The sequence below is a fragment of the Nocardia farcinica genome (assembly GCF_001182745.1).
GTDB lineage: Bacteria > Actinomycetota > Actinomycetes > Mycobacteriales > Mycobacteriaceae > Nocardia > Nocardia farcinica.
The window spans coordinates 1,051,548-1,066,157 of record NZ_LN868938.1 but is presented as its reverse complement, the minus strand read 5'-3'; the positions used below and the strand labels follow the sequence as shown (position 1 = coordinate 1,066,157).

The following is a 14,610-nucleotide window of genomic DNA, read 5'->3' as shown; positions in this document are numbered from 1 at the left end:
CAACAATCGCGAACAGACGGCCCCGCGGCGAGCGGGCGGAGTAGCGGCCGTGGCACGATTGCGAATCGAGGCGGTGTCCAAGCGGTTCGGCGCCGCGACCGCGGTGCGCGAGGTCGATCTCGACATCGCCGACGGCGAGTTCATGGTCCTGCTCGGGCCCAGCGGCTGCGGCAAGTCGACGCTGCTGCGGATGGTGGCGGGCCTCGAGGAGCCCAGTGCGGGCCGGATCCTGCTGGACGACAAGGACATCACCCAGGTCGCCCCGCAGCAGCGGGATCTGGCGATGGTGTTCCAGAGCTACGCGCTGTACCCGCATCTGACCGTCGCGAAGAACATCGGCTTCCCGCTGCGGGCGCGCCGGACCCCGCGGTCGCGGATCGCGGCGCGGGTGGCGGAGGTGGCCGGCGCGCTCGGGCTCGCCGAGCTGCTCGACCGCAAGCCCGCCAACCTCTCCGGCGGCCAGCGCCAGCGGGTCGCCCTCGCCCGGGCGATGGTGCGCGACCCCGGCGCCTTCCTGATGGATGAGCCGCTGTCGAATCTGGACGCCAAGCTGCGCAGCGCGACCCGCGCGGAACTGATCGCGCTGCACCGGGAACTGGGCGCGACGTTCCTCTACGTCACCCACGACCAGGTGGAGGCCATGACGATGGCCGACCGGATCGCGCTGCTCGACGAGGGCAGGGTGGAGCAGGTCGGCACGCCCGCCGAACTCTACGACCGGCCCCGCTCGGCCTTCGTCGCCGGGTTCCTCGGCTCGCCGCCGATGAACCTCTTCCCCGCGACCGTGGACGTGCGCGCCGAGCGGCTGCACCTGAGCGCCGAGGGCGTCGACCTCGCGCTGCCGCACCCGGCGCGGGAGTTCCCCGGCCCGCTCGCGGTGACCGCCGGGATCCGCCCGGAACGGTTGCGCCCCACCGCCGTCGACCCGGCCATTCGCGGCCGGGTGCGCATGGTGGAGAACCTGGGCAGCGAGGAACTGGTGCACCTGGACACCGGCCCGCACACCCTCGCCATGCGGGTGCCGCGGCCCGCCGGGATCACCGCGGGCGACGCGCTCGGCGTGCACGCCGACCCGCCGACGTCCACCTGTTCGACGCCGCCTCCGGGCTTCGGCTGAGCTGGCGCGACCCCGGACCCGGCGCCCCGATCGACCGCGACGCCGAGCGCGTCGCCGTCGCCTGATCGCGCGCGATCAGGTCCGCTCGAAGCGATGATGAGGAGAACACAGTGAAACGCACCGTGCCCGTCCTGGGCTTGGTGTCCGCGGCCGTCCTCGCACTCGGAGGGTGCGGCGGCCTCGGCCCGACCACCGGCGACGACGGCGGCGAGGCGGCCCGGATTCCCGAGCTCGCCCCGGACCAGAAGGTCTCGATCGTCTTCGAGTCCTACAACTACGGACTCGCGGGCGCCTGGACCGACACCTTCGACACACTGCTCGCCCGGTTCCGCGAGCAGCACCCGAACATCACGGTGACCGCGCAGAAGCCGCAGGGCAACAGCCCCAACCCGGCCACCGACACCATTTCCAGCATCCAGAACCAGATGGTCGCGGGCGCGCCGCCCGACGTCGCCCAGCTCGGCTTCAGCGATCTCGACTTCACCATCAACCAGCTCCGCGCCAAGCCGCTGGACCAGCTGGTCGGCGCCGACGAGGTGCAGGCCAATTTCGACGGCGCGAAGCACCCCTACGCGCCGCGCGCGCAGACGCTGGCGAACTGGGACGGCCACACCTACGGCGTGCCGTTCGTGTTCTCCACCCCGGTGCTGTACTACAACGCCTCACTGTTCACCGAGGCCGGGCTCGACCCGGCCGCCCCGCCCGCCACCTGGGACCAGGTCGCGCAGGCGGCCGCGGCCATCACCGAACGCACCGGCAAGGGCGGTGTGTACATCGATTGCCTGACCAAGACCGCCAAGGACTGGTGCTTCCAGTCGCTGGTGCGTTCCAACGGCGGCCGGGTCATCAGCGAGGACCGCCGCACCCTCACCTACGCCGAGCCGCCCGCCGTGGCGGTCGCGGCGATGGGTCAGCAGCTGGTGGAGTCGGGGTCGATGCCCCGCTTGAACCAGAAGCAGGGCTACGAGGCGTTCGCCCGCGGCGAGATCGGCATGATCCTCGAGACCAGCGCCATCCAGGGCACCTTCGTCGCCGGCGCCAAGGACACATGGGATCTGCGGGCCGCGCCGATGCCGAGCTTCGCGGGCAAGCCGACGGTGCCGACGAATTCCGGCGCCTCCCTGCACATCCTGTCCGACGACCCGGTCAAACAGCGCGCGGGCTGGGAGCTGATCAAGTTCCTCACCAGCGAATCCGCCTACTCCACCATCTCGCAGGGCATCGGCTATCTGCCGTTGCGCACCGGCCTGATGGACGACCCGGCGGGCCTGCGGGACTGGGCCGCCCGCAATCCGCTGTTGCAGCCCAACGTCGCCCAGCTGGCGACGATGGAACCCTGGATCTCCATGCCGGGCAACAACTATCTGCAGATCCGCGACGGCATGATGGAGGCCGTCGAGGCCGTGGTGTTCCAGGGCAAGGATCCGGCGAGCACCCTCGCGGCGGCCCGTCAACAGGGTGCCCGGCTGATGCCCGCGCAGTAACGGCAGTCCCGTCCCAGATCCGACCACCGACCCGGCCGCGCGTCCCGTGTGGGAACACGCGGCCTTCGAGGGGAATCCATGCCCGAGGTCACCATCGTCCAGCTCACCGACACCCACATCCGGCCGCCGGGCGAACGCCTGCACGGCGTCGTGGACACCTACGCCAACCTCACCCACGTGCTCCACCAGCTCCGCGCCTCGCACCGCGCGGTCGACGCGATCGTGCTGTCCGGCGATCTGGCCGACAACGGCGCGCCCGAGGCCTACCGCCGGCTGCGCGACGCCGTCGAACCGGTCGCCGAGGAGCTGGGCGCCCGGCTGATCTACGTGATGGGCAATCACGACGACCGCGGCGCGTTCGGCGCCGAACTGCTGCGCTCGGATGCGGCGCTGCGCCATCCCGACACCACCCACGATCAGGTCGTGCAGGTGGCCGGGCTGCGCATCATCGCCCTGGACAGCACCATCCCGCAGCGCCACGACGGCAGGCTCGAACCCGCCCAGCTGGCCTGGCTGGCCGACCAGCTGCGCGAGCCCGCACCGCACGGCACCCTGCTCGTGCTGCACCATCCGCCGATCCCCTCGCCGCTGCCCGCCACCGAATTCCTGCGGCTGCGGCAGCCCGAACTCCTCGCCGAGGTCCTGCACGGCTCGGACGTGCGGCTGGTGATCTGCGGGCACAACCACCTCACCGCCACCGCGGCGCTGGCGGGCATCCCGGTGTGGATCGGCCCGGCGCTGGCCTACCGGCTCGATCCGCTGGCCCCGGTGGGACGCCAGCGCGGGCTCACCGGATTCGGCTACAGCCGCATCGATGTGCTCGGCACGTCGATGGTCGCCACCGCCATCGAGGCCACCCCGGCCGGCATCGTCTACGACCGCGCCGAACAGGACGTGCTCGACCAACTCGCGGCACTGGCCGCCGAAGCGAGGTAGGCGTGTTCGTCCTCGACGCGCCCGCGCCTGCCCCGGCACCCGCCCCGGAGATCACCCCGCGTCCCGCCCGCCTGCGCCGGGCGGGACGCGGGGTGGTCCCGTATCTGTACCTGGCGCCCGCGGTGCTGCTGCTGGTGGTGTGGACCTACCGGCCGCTGGTGCAGGCCTTCGAGCTGTCGACCTACTCGTGGAATCTGCTGCCGACCTCGCCGATGCGGCCGGTCGGCGCCGGCAATTACGAACGGCTGCTGGAGCTTCCGGCCTTCTGGGACTCGCTGGGCCGTACCGGCGCGCTGATCGTGGGCCTGCTGCCGTTCACCGTGCTGCTGCCGCTGGTGATCGCGCTGGCCAGCCGCCGGGTGAGCGGGCGGGCCAGGACTTTCTACCACGCCCTGATCTTCGCGCCGTTCCTGGTGGCGCCGGTCGCGGCGTCGGCGGTGTGGCGCTGGCTGCTGCATCCCGGCGGCGGCTTCGTCGGGCAGGTGCTCGGCACCGACCGCAACTGGGTCTACGACGTGAGCACCGCGCACACCGTCATCATCGTCATCACCGGCTGGCAGCTGCTCGGCTTCGCCGTGCTGGTGGTGTGGGCCGGGCTCGCGGCGATCAGCAGCGATTACGACGAGGCGGCCCGGGTGGACGGTGCGAGCACGCGCCAGATCCGGCGCTGGATCACCCTGCCGATGCTCACCCCCACCCTGATGTTCCTGGTCCTGACCACGGTGCTGCTGACACCGACCCTGACCTTCCCGCTCATCGATTCGATGACCCAGGGCGGGCCCGCGCAGGCCACCACCAACATCTACTACCTGTTGTGGGACTACGCCTTCCACAGTTTCGACGCCGGATTGTCCGCCGCGGCCGGGGTGCTGCTGTTCGCCGGTTTCGGCGTGCTCGCCGGCCTCCTGGTCTGGATCTCGGAAAAGGTTTCCTTCCATGACGATTGAGCGCTCCCCCGCCCTGGCCGACCGACTGCGCGGCGCGGGCAGCCACCTGCTGCTCGCGAGCACCGCCCTGGTCGCGGCGTTCCCGATCTACTGGCTGTTCGCGACCTCGCTGCGCAGGCCCGAGGACGTCACCTCGCTCTCGCCGGTGCCGTGGCCGCTGTCGACCGCCAACTACACCGACGCCGCGGCCGAGGTCGACGTCGCCGGGCTGATCGGCAACACCTTCTTCGTCGCCACCTTCTCCGCGGCCGGGCAGCTGCTGGTGGCGCTGCTGGCCTCCTACGCCTTCGCCATGTACACCTTCCCGTTCCAGCGGGTGCTGTACCTGGCGTTCGTGGGCGTGTGGCTGGTGCCGTTCCAGGTCACCATGCTGCCGAACTACGTGCTGCTCACCCGGCTCGGGCTGATCGACACCCTGATCGGGGTCGCGCTGCCCACCCTGTGCTCGGCGCTGGCGGTGCTGCTGCTGCGCCAGCACATGGCGAGCTTCCCCAAGGAACTGGTCGCCGCCGCGCAGATCGACGGCCGCTCCTCCTGGTCGATCCTGTGGACGGTGGTGGTGCCCAATCTGCGGCCCGCGCTCGCCGCGCTCGGCATCCTGCTGTTCATCAACGCCTGGAACGAGTACTTCTGGCCCGCGGTGGTGCTGCGCCGGTCCAACGGCGTCCTGCAACTGGGCTTGAAGAGCTTCATGGGCACCGAAGGCGACCGGTGGGGGCCGATGATGGCGCTGGCCGGCCTGGCCTGCCTGCCGGTCCTGGTGCTGTACCTGCTGCTGCAACGCCACATCGTCAACGCCTTCGTGCGATCGGGGTTGAAGTAGTCCCGGGGCAACGTGCACCCAGCGTGGACACACGACGGCGCGGGCAGGGAAATCCCTGCCCGCGCCGTTGTCCGTCAGGCCGGGACCGTTGTCTTGGTGGTGAGTTCGCCGACGAGGGCGGTGTCGTGGTCGGCGGGGTGCTCGAGGATGTCTCTATCCGACGCGCGCCTGCGTGGCGTCGGCAGAATCTGCGTGGACCGAATCGCTGTATTCGAGGCATTCCAGGAAGATCTCGACCGCGGGCTTGGTCTTGTCGGCCCGCCACACCGCGTACAGGTCCAGGGTGGGCACCGGGTCGAAGAGCTTCACCGCCACCGGGCTGTTGCCGGGCGAGCCCATGCCCATCGAGATGGCGCGCGGCAGCGAGGCGAAGCCGACCAGCGGCCGCACCGACACCATGTGCGCGGTGGCGCCGGGATCGTCGGCGTGGTGGGTGACCGCCAGAGCGATCTCGTTCTGGGCGGCCGCCCGGAAGATCGCGTCGTACATCGCCGGGCACTGCTCGCGCGCGAACAGCACACAGTCCTGCCCGGCGAGTTCCGCGAACGGTACCCCGGGCCGGTCCGCCCAGCGGTGCCGACGCCCGACCACCGCCACCAGCGGGATCCGGTGCAGCAACCGGCGATACCGGAAGGCGGGCGAGCTGGGACGACCGTAGACCAGCGCGAGGTCGAGGGTACCGTCGGCCAGCGCGGCCAGCTGCGGGCCGGTCCGCTTCTCCCACAGCAGCACCTCGATGTCGGGGTACCGCTCGGTCATCCGCGCCAGCGCGGCGGGCAAGACGTGTCTGCTGGCGGGCAGGTTGTAGCCGATGTCCAGCGTGCCCGCCCGGCCGGCCGCGGTGGCCTTGGCGGCCTCGGCGGCGCGCTCGAGCTGGGCCACCACCAGTCTGGCCTGCGCCTCGAATTCCCGGCCCGCCGGCGTCAGTTCGACCTCGTGCGAATTGCGGGCGACCAGTTGAACGCCCAAGGATTTCTCCAGCTTCTGCAGCTGTGCGCTGAGACTCGGCTGTGTCAGATGCAAGCGCTGCGCCGCGCGGCCGAAATGCAGTTCCTCGGCGATCGTGAGGAACGAAACCAGATGACGGAACTCCATGACACCGGCCCCTTCCGTGAGCGTAGCTGGGACGGTAGCGCCGGGAGGTAACCGCAGATGAACCCCGCACGACCGCCCGGTCTCCGATCGGGTGACGTGTGGGTTGATCGGAGGCGAATGTCCGGCCGCGGGCAGGAGTCGGGCCGCCCTCGACGAAGACGGCTGACGCACGGACAGGCGGTGCCGCCGGGATGGCTGACCGACGGGCGCGCCGCTCAGTCGCGCAACGCGCGCCGGATCGCCTGCTCGACCGGTGCGAGGTCCGTCTCGGCGCCGTCGATGCGGAACCGGGCGCGCGGGGCGAGTTTGGGCTGGCCGAGGATGCGGGGGCGGGTGCCCCGGTTGGGCTGTCCGGCGTGGACGAGGAAGGGGTGGCACAGGTAGACGTCGCCCGCGGCTCCGGTGGCGTGGGCGATCTCGCGATCGGCGGTGGCCGCGGCGGCGCGGGCGGCGAGGTCGCGGGCATCGAGGCCGGTGTCGCCTTCGCGGTGCAGGATGCGCGCGACGTCGCGGTGGGAGCCGACCCGCAGGCGGGTGGGTGCGTCGGCCTCGCCCACGTCGGTGAACAGGAACAGCATGAGCAGGGCCCGGTCCCGGGAGACGACGTTCGCGCGCCAGGTCAGGTAGTCGCCGGGATCGGAGTCCGCGCCGGGGAAGCTGACGTCGACGTGCCAGCCGTCGACGACCGACGGGTCCGGGGCCGGGAAGCGGATCACGAAGCCGCCGAGCGTGGTTCGCCGCTGCCAGCGGCCCGCGCCGACGAGGGTGTCGAACGCGGTGTGCAGTGCGGGGGTGTTCGCGGCGGTCAGGAAGGGCGGCCGGTCGAGGTCGCCGAGGGTGACGACGGGGCCGGGCCAGGTGGCGGGATCGTCGGGGTCGGCGCCCAGTTCGCGCCAGACGAGCGCACGGCAGGCCGCGGCGGTGTCGGGCGCGAACGCGCCCGGGATCCGGACGAAACCGCGATCGAGGAAGTCAGCGACATCTGCGTCGTCGAGCATGCCGCCATGGTGGTGCGCCTGCGGCGGGTGCGGCAATCGAATTTCCGCTCAGACGCTCGCCGCCAGCCGCCGGGTGTACTCGGCCCACGCGGCGGCGAGGCGGTCGACGGCCAGGTCGAGGGTTTCCGGTGCGTGCGTGGCCGAGAGCCAGAGTTGATCGCGCACGCTCGCGTCGGCGGTGCCCTCGTGTCCGGGGCGGACACGGACGCCGAAACGGGCGGCCACGTAGACGAACGTGGCGGCGTCGAGAACGGGCAGGACGGCACGTACCCCGTCGAGGGTTGTGGCCGGAACCCAACTGGGCAGCACGGCCGTCAGGCGCCGGTGCAGATGCGCGGCCCGGTCGGCCAGTACCTCGCGCCGTGCCCGCAGCCAGTCGGCGTCGATGGTGTCGAGCAGGCGGGCGGCGTGCAGTTGCGCACCGATGGCCGGGCGCGGCAGCGGCGACGCCGGTGCCGCGCCGGTGGTCCGGAGCCAGCCGATGCCCGCGCCCGCCCAGAACAGCCTGCCGAGGTCGCCGAGTGCGATCACCCGCTCGGACAGGGCGGCCAGTGGCGGCCGGTCCGGGTCGGCGGCGACCTCGACGGGCAGCGCGGACACGTCTTCGACCGCCACCGCGGCACCATCGGTGAGTGCGGCGGCCAGCCGGGGCAGGCGCGACACCGCGGTCGGCAGTCCGCACGGGCCGGACTCGGTCGGATCCAGCACCACGACGGGCGAGCCGGTCCGGCGCAGCACGCGACGCAGCAGGGTCGGGTCGATGCCGGCGCCGTCGACGGTCAGGGGTACTCGTGCGAAGTCCTGTCCCCCGATCACCGCGTGCAGGGCGGGCCAGGCCGGACCGGCCACGACCGGGCGGCCGCGGTGCGCGCGGAGCAGCGCGTCGAGTGCGGCGCCGGCGTCGGTGGTCACGACGACCTGCTCGGGCCGCGTCGGCAGGTTCATCCGGTGGGTGAGGAAGCGGGACAACGCGTCCCGCAGCTCGGGCAGGCCACCGGTGGGCATGCCCGCGCCGAAATCCGCCGGGTGCACCGACCAGTCGACGGGCGGCAGGTGCGTGGCGTCGGCGGGCACCGGGTGGGACAGTTCGATCGGGTCGTCGACCGCGCTCTCGGCCGTCGCAGGCCCGGCCGGACGCGGCGGGCGGGTGCGCCGGGCCCGCACGAACGTGCCGCTGCCGTGGACCCGCTCGACGACTCCGCGCGCGACGAGTTCCTCGAAGGCGCGCACGACCGTGCCGCGGCTGACGCACAGTCCCGCCGCCAGCGTCCGCTCCGCGGGCAGCCGCCGCCCGGGCCCGACCACCCCGGCCTCGACAGCACGCTCCAGATCGTCGGCGATTCCCCGGTATCGGGGCGCGCTGTCGGCGCCGCGCCGGAACACGACGGTCGTCCACCAGAGCAACGGAGGCTGGTCCACTCGTCAAAATTGGCACTGTCCGGGGGGTGCCGGCAAGCGCGATGCTGTCGGTCGAATCGGCCGCGACGGCCGAGCGGAGCAGCCGACGAAGTGGAGAGGACGACGGATGGCGCAACCGGTGGCGACGTTGGCGCGGCGGCTGTGGGAGGCGATCGAACCGCTGCACGCGGTGGCCTATTTCTCGCCGCACCACCGCCGGGTGTCGGTGGAGCTCGGCATGAGCGGCTACTGGATGGGCTACTTCGCCGGACGCGCCGCACCGCTCGGCGCGCTCACCGCCGCGCCGGTGACGGCGATGTTCTTCAGCTTCCCGGAACGGCGCGTCGCGCATGCCCTGCCCGCCGCGTGGGACCACGCGGACCCCGGGACCGTCCTGGCCGCCCGGATCGAGACCGCCCGTACCGCGCTGGCCGAGCATCTCGGCGAGGTGCCCACCGCCGACATCGACACACTGGCCCGGCGGTTGGAGGCCGCGGTGGACGGCTGCGACTACGGCGGCCGCCCGCTCGCCGCCGGGTGGGCGCGCGCACCGCGCCCGGACGACCCGCTGGGTCGTCTGTGGCTGGCCGCGACCGTGCTGCGCGAACACCGCGGCGACGGACACGTCCTGGCCTGTGTGCACGCCGGAGTGAGCGGCATCGACGCGGTCGTCGCGCACGCCGCGACCGGCAGCGTCTCCCGCGAACTCATGCAGCGCAATCGCGGGTGGCGTGACGCGGAATGGGATGCCGCGCTGCGCCGATTGCGGGCACGCGGCCTCGTCGACGTCACCGGCAGGCTCACCAAGGCGGGCGGCGCGCTGCGGCGCGGCGTCGAAGACCACACCGACGTCCTGGCCGCCGACCCGGTGACGATCCTGGGGCCCACCGGCATCGAGGACATCCTGGCCCGCGCTGCCCCGTTGAGCCGCAGGCTCTTCGATCGCGGCGCGATACCACTGCCCAACCCGATCGGCGTACCCCGCCCCTGAGCATCGACCGACACCGCCCCGAAGGAAGCCCCGTGACCGACACTCCGCTCGACATCGACACCGGCGACCTCGCCGCCCACGGCGTCGCCGTGCTCACGCTCGACCGCCCCGAGAAGAAGAACGCCCTGTCCCACCGACTGCGCGGCGAACTCGCCGACGCGCTCGACGCCCTCGCCACGGACCCGCGCTGCCGGGCGGTCGTGCTGACCGGTCGTGGTTCGGTCTTCAGTGCGGGCTTCGACCTGACCGAATTCGGCGTCGTGGACGAGGCGCGGCTGTGGGAGTCCTCGGACCGCATGAACGCCGCGGTGGCGGACCACCCGGTACCGGTGATCGCGGCCTTGAACGGCCCCGCCTACGCGGGCGGCGCCGACCTCGCGGTGCTGGCGGACCTGCGCCTCGGTGACGCGCGAACCACCTTCTCCCACCCAGAACGCACCCGCTTCCCCGTCGTCTACCGGCCGCTGGCGGACTGTGTCGGCCCCGCACGCGCGCGGGAGCTCGTGCTCACCGGCCGTGTGGTCGAGGCCGAGGAGGCGCTGCGTCTCGGCCTGCTCACTGAACTCGTCACCGACCGCCCCGTGCTCGACCGGGCCCGCGCGCTGGCCCGCGACATCGCCACGGCCCCCCGTGCGGTGCTCGAACGGATGCGCCGCAAGTTCGTCGCCGCCCGCGGCTACGACGCCCGGATGCCCACACTCGACCTGTGAACTCCGCGAAGTTCACCCGGGCGGGGTGAGGCGAACCCCCGTCCGGCTGCCTAGCGTCGCAGTGGTTCTCCCCCGACGAGGGCCCACTCCCGAGCCCTCCGGTATGGAAGGAGCCGACCATGACCACGCACACCCCGGGTCAGCCCGGGCAACCGACCACGGCGACCGGCCAACCCACCACCGCGCCCACCGGACACGCGACCGGCGCGACCACCCCGGTGAGCCACGCCGGGCACACCACCGGCCGTCAGGTGGCGGCGGGCGTCACCTCGATCGCGGCGGCCGCCCTGCTCATCACCTCGGGCATCGTCGGCCTGCTGCAGGGCATCGCCGGTGTCTCCGAGGACGAGCTGTTCGTCGTCGGACCCCAGTACACCTACGAATTCGACCTCACCACCTGGGGCTGGATCCACATCGTTCTCGGTGTGCTGCTGATCGTCACCGGCCTGGCCGTCATCACCGGCGCGACCTGGGCGCGGGTGACCGCCATCGGCCTGGCCTGCCTGTCGATCATCGGCAACTTCCTGTGGCTGCCCTACTACCCGCTGTGGTCGATCATCGTGATCGCCCTGGACGCCGTGGTGATCTGGGCCCTGGCCACCTGGAATCCCGAACGCTTCTGACGACCGCGGCCCGCCGGTGGCGTGCTCGACCGTCACCGGCATCGGCCGTACTCCTCGCCGTCCCGCGACGGGTTGCGCGGGCGACGGTGCGGCCCGGCCGATTGGTCGAGCTCGCGCCCGCCTTCGCCGCGGCCGCGGGATCGCGCGTCGCCGAACCGTAGCCCCGGTCGGCCCACGCCGTGGGTGTCAGGGGTGCAGGCGGCGGAGGTAGTCGTGGTAGAGGACCACGAACCCGTCGTCGTCGAAGTCGATGTCGGCGGCGAAGTCACCGGCGACGAAGTGGACGGTCCGGCCGCCGCGGGGCGCGTAGCGCTGCGGGCCGAGGACAGCGGTGAGGTCGGGGACGGCGACGAACCGCATGGTGTAGTCGCGCGGCTGCGCGGCCGGGGCCAGCAGCCGGTCCCGCACGACCGGCAGGGTGTTGAAGAACGCCGAATGCTGCAGGTCGAAGAAGTCGGCGCCGTCGAGCAGGTGGGTGATCGGGCCGTCGCCCACGTCGACGGTCAACGCCGGACCGTCGAGTTCCCAGCGCAGCTCGTAGACCAGGCCCAGCTGGGTGCCGCGCGCCCGGTCCAGCGAGGTCACCTCGACGATCTCCATCCGCGGCTCATCGATTCCCGCCCAGACGAATCTGCGCATGGGCGAAGGATAACCCGCTCAGCGCGAGGTGCGGTCCCGGCGCAGGTGCAGCAGCGGGAACGGCCTGCCCTGCCCGTCGATCTCCGATCGGCCGACCTCCTCGAAACCCTTCGCGGCGTAGAACTTTCGTGCCGTGGGATTGTCCTCGTTCACGTCGAGGCGAAGGACGGGGTGGTCGCGGGCGACGTCGTCGAGCAACCGGGTGCCGATGCCGTGGCCGTGCAGGGAGGGCTCCACGAACAACGCATCGATCTCGCCGTTCTCCTGCGCGAGGAAACCCACCGGACCGCGCTCGGCGTCCTCGGCCACCCGCAGATCGCTCATCGCGGGCAGATAGCCGGCCAGGAGACCCGCGTACCAGTCGATGTCGGCGGGGGTGAGGAAGTGGTGGGTGGCCTCGACGGCTCGGCGCCAGATGCCGAGCAGCAGCTCGTGTTCGTCCGCCCGCGCGGGCCGGATCCTGATCTCCACCGCGCCACGGTAGCCGCGGGCCCGCACGCTCGGCCAGCGAATTTCGCCGGGGCAGGCCGCTCGCGCACCACCAGCCGGGCCGGGCCGGGTTTGACGAGCGCGGACCCGGGTATCGCTGCGAGGCAAACCACTGGACAACGAGAGCGTGGCCGTACCGGCGCACCGGCAGTGTCTCGGATATCGAGCAATCGCACCGCTTTTACCGACGGATGCTGGGCGAACCGCCGCATCTTTGGCGAAGTGCCGACATTGCTGGAATATTGCTAGCTGTGCGCTGAACATGCGTGCCGGGTCGGGCAGAGGACAGGAGCACAGCGGGATGACGGATGAGTCCGGGACGGCGCTCGGTGCGGTCGCGGAGCGGGTCGGCGACGCGGAAGACGCTGAGCGACAGGAGTTGTTCGGCGCCGCGGCGGTGAACGGCGAGCTGGCCGCGTTGCTCGCGCGGATCGCCGCCGGGGACCGGGCGGCCTTCACCGCGTTCTACCGCGCCACCCATGCCCGGGTGTTCGGCATCGCCCTGCGGACCCTGCGGGTGCACCCGGCCGCGGAGGAGACCGCGCAGGAGGTCTACCTCCAGGTGTGGTCGAGCGCGGCGAGCTACGACCGGCGCCTCGGCACCCCGCTCGGCTGGTTGCTGATGCTGACCCACCGCCGCGCGATCGACCGGATCCGCGCCGATGCCGCCGCGGGGAATCGCGAACGCACTTACGGCACAACATTTCTCGAGCGGGACTACGACCAGGTCTCGGATGTGGTGTTGCGCCGCCTGGAAGGCCAGGAGGTCGCCCGCTGGGTGCAGACTCTCACCCCGATCCAGCGCCAGGCCATCTGCCTGGCCTACTACGGCGACCGCAGCTACCCCCAGGTGGCCGCCGATCTGGGGGTGCCGCTGCCCACGGTGAAGACCCGGATCCGGTCCGGGCTCAAGCGCCTGGAGTCGTGCCTGCGGCCATTGCCCGCCCCGGCGAATCCGCTGCCTCCCGTCCGTCGGCGACCGCGCGCATGACCGCGCGCAGCGCGGTGATGTAGCGGTCGACCGAGTCGTGCGCCACCGCGGTGTCGGGGTGGATGACGCTCAGCGTGGTCACACCCGGGAGCCGGTTGATCCAGATCAGCACCTCCTCGGCGGCGCCGCGGTTGCCGTAGAGGCCGCCGCGGGCCAGGTCGAAGTACTCGCTGCCGGTGAATTCGCGGGCATCGACGTAGGACAGCATCGGGTTGGACCAGCCCGGCCGCACGGCGATGCCGTCGGCGCCGGTGGCGAGTTCGAGCACGCGGTGGAACGGCACCGTGGTCAGCCGCAGACCGGCGTCGTAGGCGCGCTGCGCGCGCACCACGGTCCGGTCGAAACCCGCACGGGCGCCGATCGGGAACGCGACCGGCACCAGGGTCACGTACCAGCCCACCGAGGCCAGTTCGGCGACGGTGTTGCGGGTGCTGATCGGGGTGAGGGTGAAGTAGTAGTCGCTGTCGAGCAGCCGGCGTTCGGCCAGCGCGGCGGCGGCGAACACGCCCCCGGTGAACTCCGCGCCGTGCGCGCGGCAGACCCGCTCGAAACGCACCGCGTCGGCTTCGTCGAACACCACGATGCTGCGATGGGCACTGCGGTGGTATCCGTCGCCGTCCACGCCGAGATCCAGCGGGAAGGAGGGCAGTTCGCCGTCGTTGCCGCGCACCAGCTCGATCCAGCGGCGCACCCCGGGATCGGCCGGCGTCAGGCGCGCCGTCTCGGCCCGTTGCCGTGCGCAGTAGTCGAGGTAGCTGCCGGGCTGCTCGACCAGCGGTTGCTGCCCCCACATCTCGCGGGCGTAGAGCTGGGCCAGCTCGAAACACGAGATGTGCTGGGCGACCCCGTCGGTGTGCAGGTGGTCGACGGCGAGGTAGACGGTGGTGGATTCGCCGTGCTCGATCGCGCCGAAGGTGAAGCAGTTCCATTGCAACGGGCCGGGGGTCTGCGTCTGCACCAGGTCGCGCACGGTCTCGGCGTCGTCGATGACGCCGTGGTCGACGGGCACGAAGTCGACCACGTCCGGCTCCACCATGTGCCGCGTCACCGCGCCGCCGGGCTCGATCGAGAACCAGCTGCGGAAGGTGTCGTGGCGCAGCAGGAACGCGTTGATCGCCCGTGTCATCGCGTCGCGGTCCAGCGCCGCGGGCACCTCCGCGGTGACCACGCACAGACCGGAGAACCGGAAGTCGGCGGCGGCGTTGCGGTGGGCCAGCTTCAGGTATTCCTCCTGCTGGTGCGAGGGCGGCACCGGGTGGGCCGGGGCCGCGGCCGCGCGCGCCACCGACTCGGCGGCGGCCACCCACGTCACGACCCGGCCCGGAGCCGGCTGCCATTCATCGATCAGGCCGAATTCGACCACGGCGTT

General features: G+C 72.0%; 15 protein-coding genes. 9 read left to right on the top strand and 6 right to left on the bottom strand.

Features of this window, described 5'->3' with window-relative positions; genetic code table 11:
* Window positions 1–49 precede the first annotated feature (49 nt).
* The 5 genes from AMO33_RS05190 (at window position 50) to AMO33_RS05170 (ending at window position 5,307) form a co-directional block, all read left to right on the top strand.
* Entirely contained in the window at window positions 50–1,117 is a 1,068-nt protein-coding gene (locus AMO33_RS05190) for an ABC transporter ATP-binding protein (RefSeq protein WP_314826172.1), read from the top strand.
* 110 nt (window positions 1,118–1,227) lie between these two features.
* Window positions 1,228–2,601, top strand: a complete 1,374-nt coding sequence (locus AMO33_RS05185; protein ID WP_060590899.1) for an ABC transporter substrate-binding protein — start codon at window positions 1,228–1,230, stop codon at window positions 2,599–2,601.
* A gap of 78 nt (window positions 2,602–2,679) precedes the next feature.
* Window positions 2,680–3,537, top strand: a complete 858-nt coding sequence (locus AMO33_RS05180; RefSeq protein WP_060590897.1) for a metallophosphoesterase — start codon at window positions 2,680–2,682, stop codon at window positions 3,535–3,537.
* A gap of 2 nt (window positions 3,538–3,539) precedes the next feature.
* The gene (locus tag AMO33_RS05175; RefSeq protein ID WP_082668586.1) at window positions 3,540–4,484 is read left to right on the top strand and encodes a carbohydrate ABC transporter permease; all 945 of its coding nucleotides are present in this window, start codon (window positions 3,540–3,542) and stop codon (window positions 4,482–4,484) included.
* Complete coding sequence (locus tag AMO33_RS05170) at window positions 4,474–5,307, top strand: carbohydrate ABC transporter permease (RefSeq protein ID WP_060590895.1); 834 nt, start codon at window positions 4,474–4,476, stop codon at window positions 5,305–5,307. Before AMO33_RS05175 ends, AMO33_RS05170 begins: the two co-directional genes overlap by 11 nt.
* A gap of 153 nt (window positions 5,308–5,460) precedes the next feature.
* On the opposite strand, the gene AMO33_RS05165 is transcribed toward AMO33_RS05170, so the two are convergent.
* The 3 genes from AMO33_RS05165 to AMO33_RS05155 all read right to left on the bottom strand — a co-directional run bounded on the left by AMO33_RS05165 (window position 5,461) and on the right by AMO33_RS05155 (window position 8,819).
* Window positions 5,461–6,402, bottom strand: coding sequence for a LysR family transcriptional regulator (locus AMO33_RS05165; protein WP_060590892.1), 942 nt, complete (start codon window positions 6,400–6,402; stop codon window positions 5,461–5,463).
* Window positions 6,403–6,617: 215 nt separating this feature from the next.
* On the bottom strand, window positions 6,618–7,400 hold the full coding sequence (locus AMO33_RS05160) for a phytanoyl-CoA dioxygenase family protein (RefSeq protein WP_060590890.1): 783 nt from the start codon (window positions 7,398–7,400) through the stop codon (window positions 6,618–6,620).
* A gap of 48 nt (window positions 7,401–7,448) precedes the next feature.
* Window positions 7,449–8,819, bottom strand: coding sequence for an aminotransferase class I/II-fold pyridoxal phosphate-dependent enzyme (locus AMO33_RS05155; protein WP_060590888.1), 1,371 nt, complete (start codon window positions 8,817–8,819; stop codon window positions 7,449–7,451).
* 106 nt (window positions 8,820–8,925) lie between these two features.
* Here AMO33_RS05155 and AMO33_RS05150 point away from each other — a divergent pair, with 106 nt between their 5' ends.
* The 3 genes from AMO33_RS05150 (at window position 8,926) to AMO33_RS05140 (ending at window position 11,122) form a co-directional block, all read left to right on the top strand.
* Window positions 8,926–9,789: an SCO6745 family protein gene (locus AMO33_RS05150; protein WP_082668585.1), complete on the top strand. Its 864-nt coding sequence runs from the start codon at window positions 8,926–8,928 to the stop codon at window positions 9,787–9,789.
* A gap of 32 nt (window positions 9,790–9,821) precedes the next feature.
* Window positions 9,822–10,499: an enoyl-CoA hydratase/isomerase family protein gene (locus AMO33_RS05145; protein ID WP_060590886.1), complete on the top strand. Its 678-nt coding sequence runs from the start codon at window positions 9,822–9,824 to the stop codon at window positions 10,497–10,499.
* Between the two features lie 119 nt (window positions 10,500–10,618).
* Window positions 10,619–11,122: a DUF7144 family membrane protein gene (locus AMO33_RS05140; protein WP_011209551.1), complete on the top strand. Its 504-nt coding sequence runs from the start codon at window positions 10,619–10,621 to the stop codon at window positions 11,120–11,122.
* Window positions 11,123–11,308: 186 nt separating this feature from the next.
* Here the strand turns inward: AMO33_RS05140 and AMO33_RS05135 are convergent, their stop codons facing one another.
* Window positions 11,309–11,761, bottom strand: a complete 453-nt coding sequence (locus tag AMO33_RS05135) for a putative glycolipid-binding domain-containing protein (protein ID WP_082668584.1) — start codon at window positions 11,759–11,761, stop codon at window positions 11,309–11,311.
* 18 nt (window positions 11,762–11,779) lie between these two features.
* Entirely contained in the window at window positions 11,780–12,232 is a 453-nt protein-coding gene (locus tag AMO33_RS05130; RefSeq protein ID WP_240327425.1) for an acetyltransferase, read from the bottom strand.
* A gap of 319 nt (window positions 12,233–12,551) precedes the next feature.
* On the opposite strand from AMO33_RS05130, the gene AMO33_RS05125 reads away from it, so the two are divergent.
* Complete coding sequence (locus AMO33_RS05125) at window positions 12,552–13,241, top strand: sigma-70 family RNA polymerase sigma factor (protein ID WP_060590881.1); 690 nt, start codon at window positions 12,552–12,554, stop codon at window positions 13,239–13,241.
* Here the strand turns inward: AMO33_RS05125 and AMO33_RS05120 are convergent.
* Entirely contained in the window at window positions 13,159–14,604 is a 1,446-nt protein-coding gene (locus AMO33_RS05120; RefSeq protein WP_060590880.1) for a condensation domain-containing protein, read from the bottom strand. The two genes, AMO33_RS05125 and AMO33_RS05120, sit on opposite strands and share 83 nt — an antisense overlap.
* Window positions 14,605–14,610 lie beyond the last annotated feature (6 nt).

Excerpts from the sequence above, each read along its gene's own strand:
- AMO33_RS05180 (WP_060590897.1), top strand. The coding sequence starts at position 2,680 with ATGCCCGAGGTCACCATCGTCCAGCTCACCGACACCCACATCCGGCCG.
- AMO33_RS05170 (WP_060590895.1), top strand. The coding sequence starts at position 4,474 with ATGACGATTGAGCGCTCCCCCGCCCTGGCCGACCGACTGCGCGGCGCG.
- AMO33_RS05165 (WP_060590892.1), bottom strand. The coding sequence starts at position 6,402 with ATGGAGTTCCGTCATCTGGTTTCGTTCCTCACGATCGCCGAGGAACTG.
- AMO33_RS05160 (WP_060590890.1), bottom strand. The coding sequence starts at position 7,400 with ATGCTCGACGACGCAGATGTCGCTGACTTCCTCGATCGCGGTTTCGTC.
- AMO33_RS05150 (WP_082668585.1), top strand. The coding sequence starts at position 8,926 with ATGGCGCAACCGGTGGCGACGTTGGCGCGGCGGCTGTGGGAGGCGATC.
- AMO33_RS05140 (WP_011209551.1), top strand. The coding sequence starts at position 10,619 with ATGACCACGCACACCCCGGGTCAGCCCGGGCAACCGACCACGGCGACC.
- AMO33_RS05135 (WP_082668584.1), bottom strand. The coding sequence starts at position 11,761 with ATGCGCAGATTCGTCTGGGCGGGAATCGATGAGCCGCGGATGGAGATC.
- AMO33_RS05125 (WP_060590881.1), top strand. The coding sequence starts at position 12,552 with ATGACGGATGAGTCCGGGACGGCGCTCGGTGCGGTCGCGGAGCGGGTC.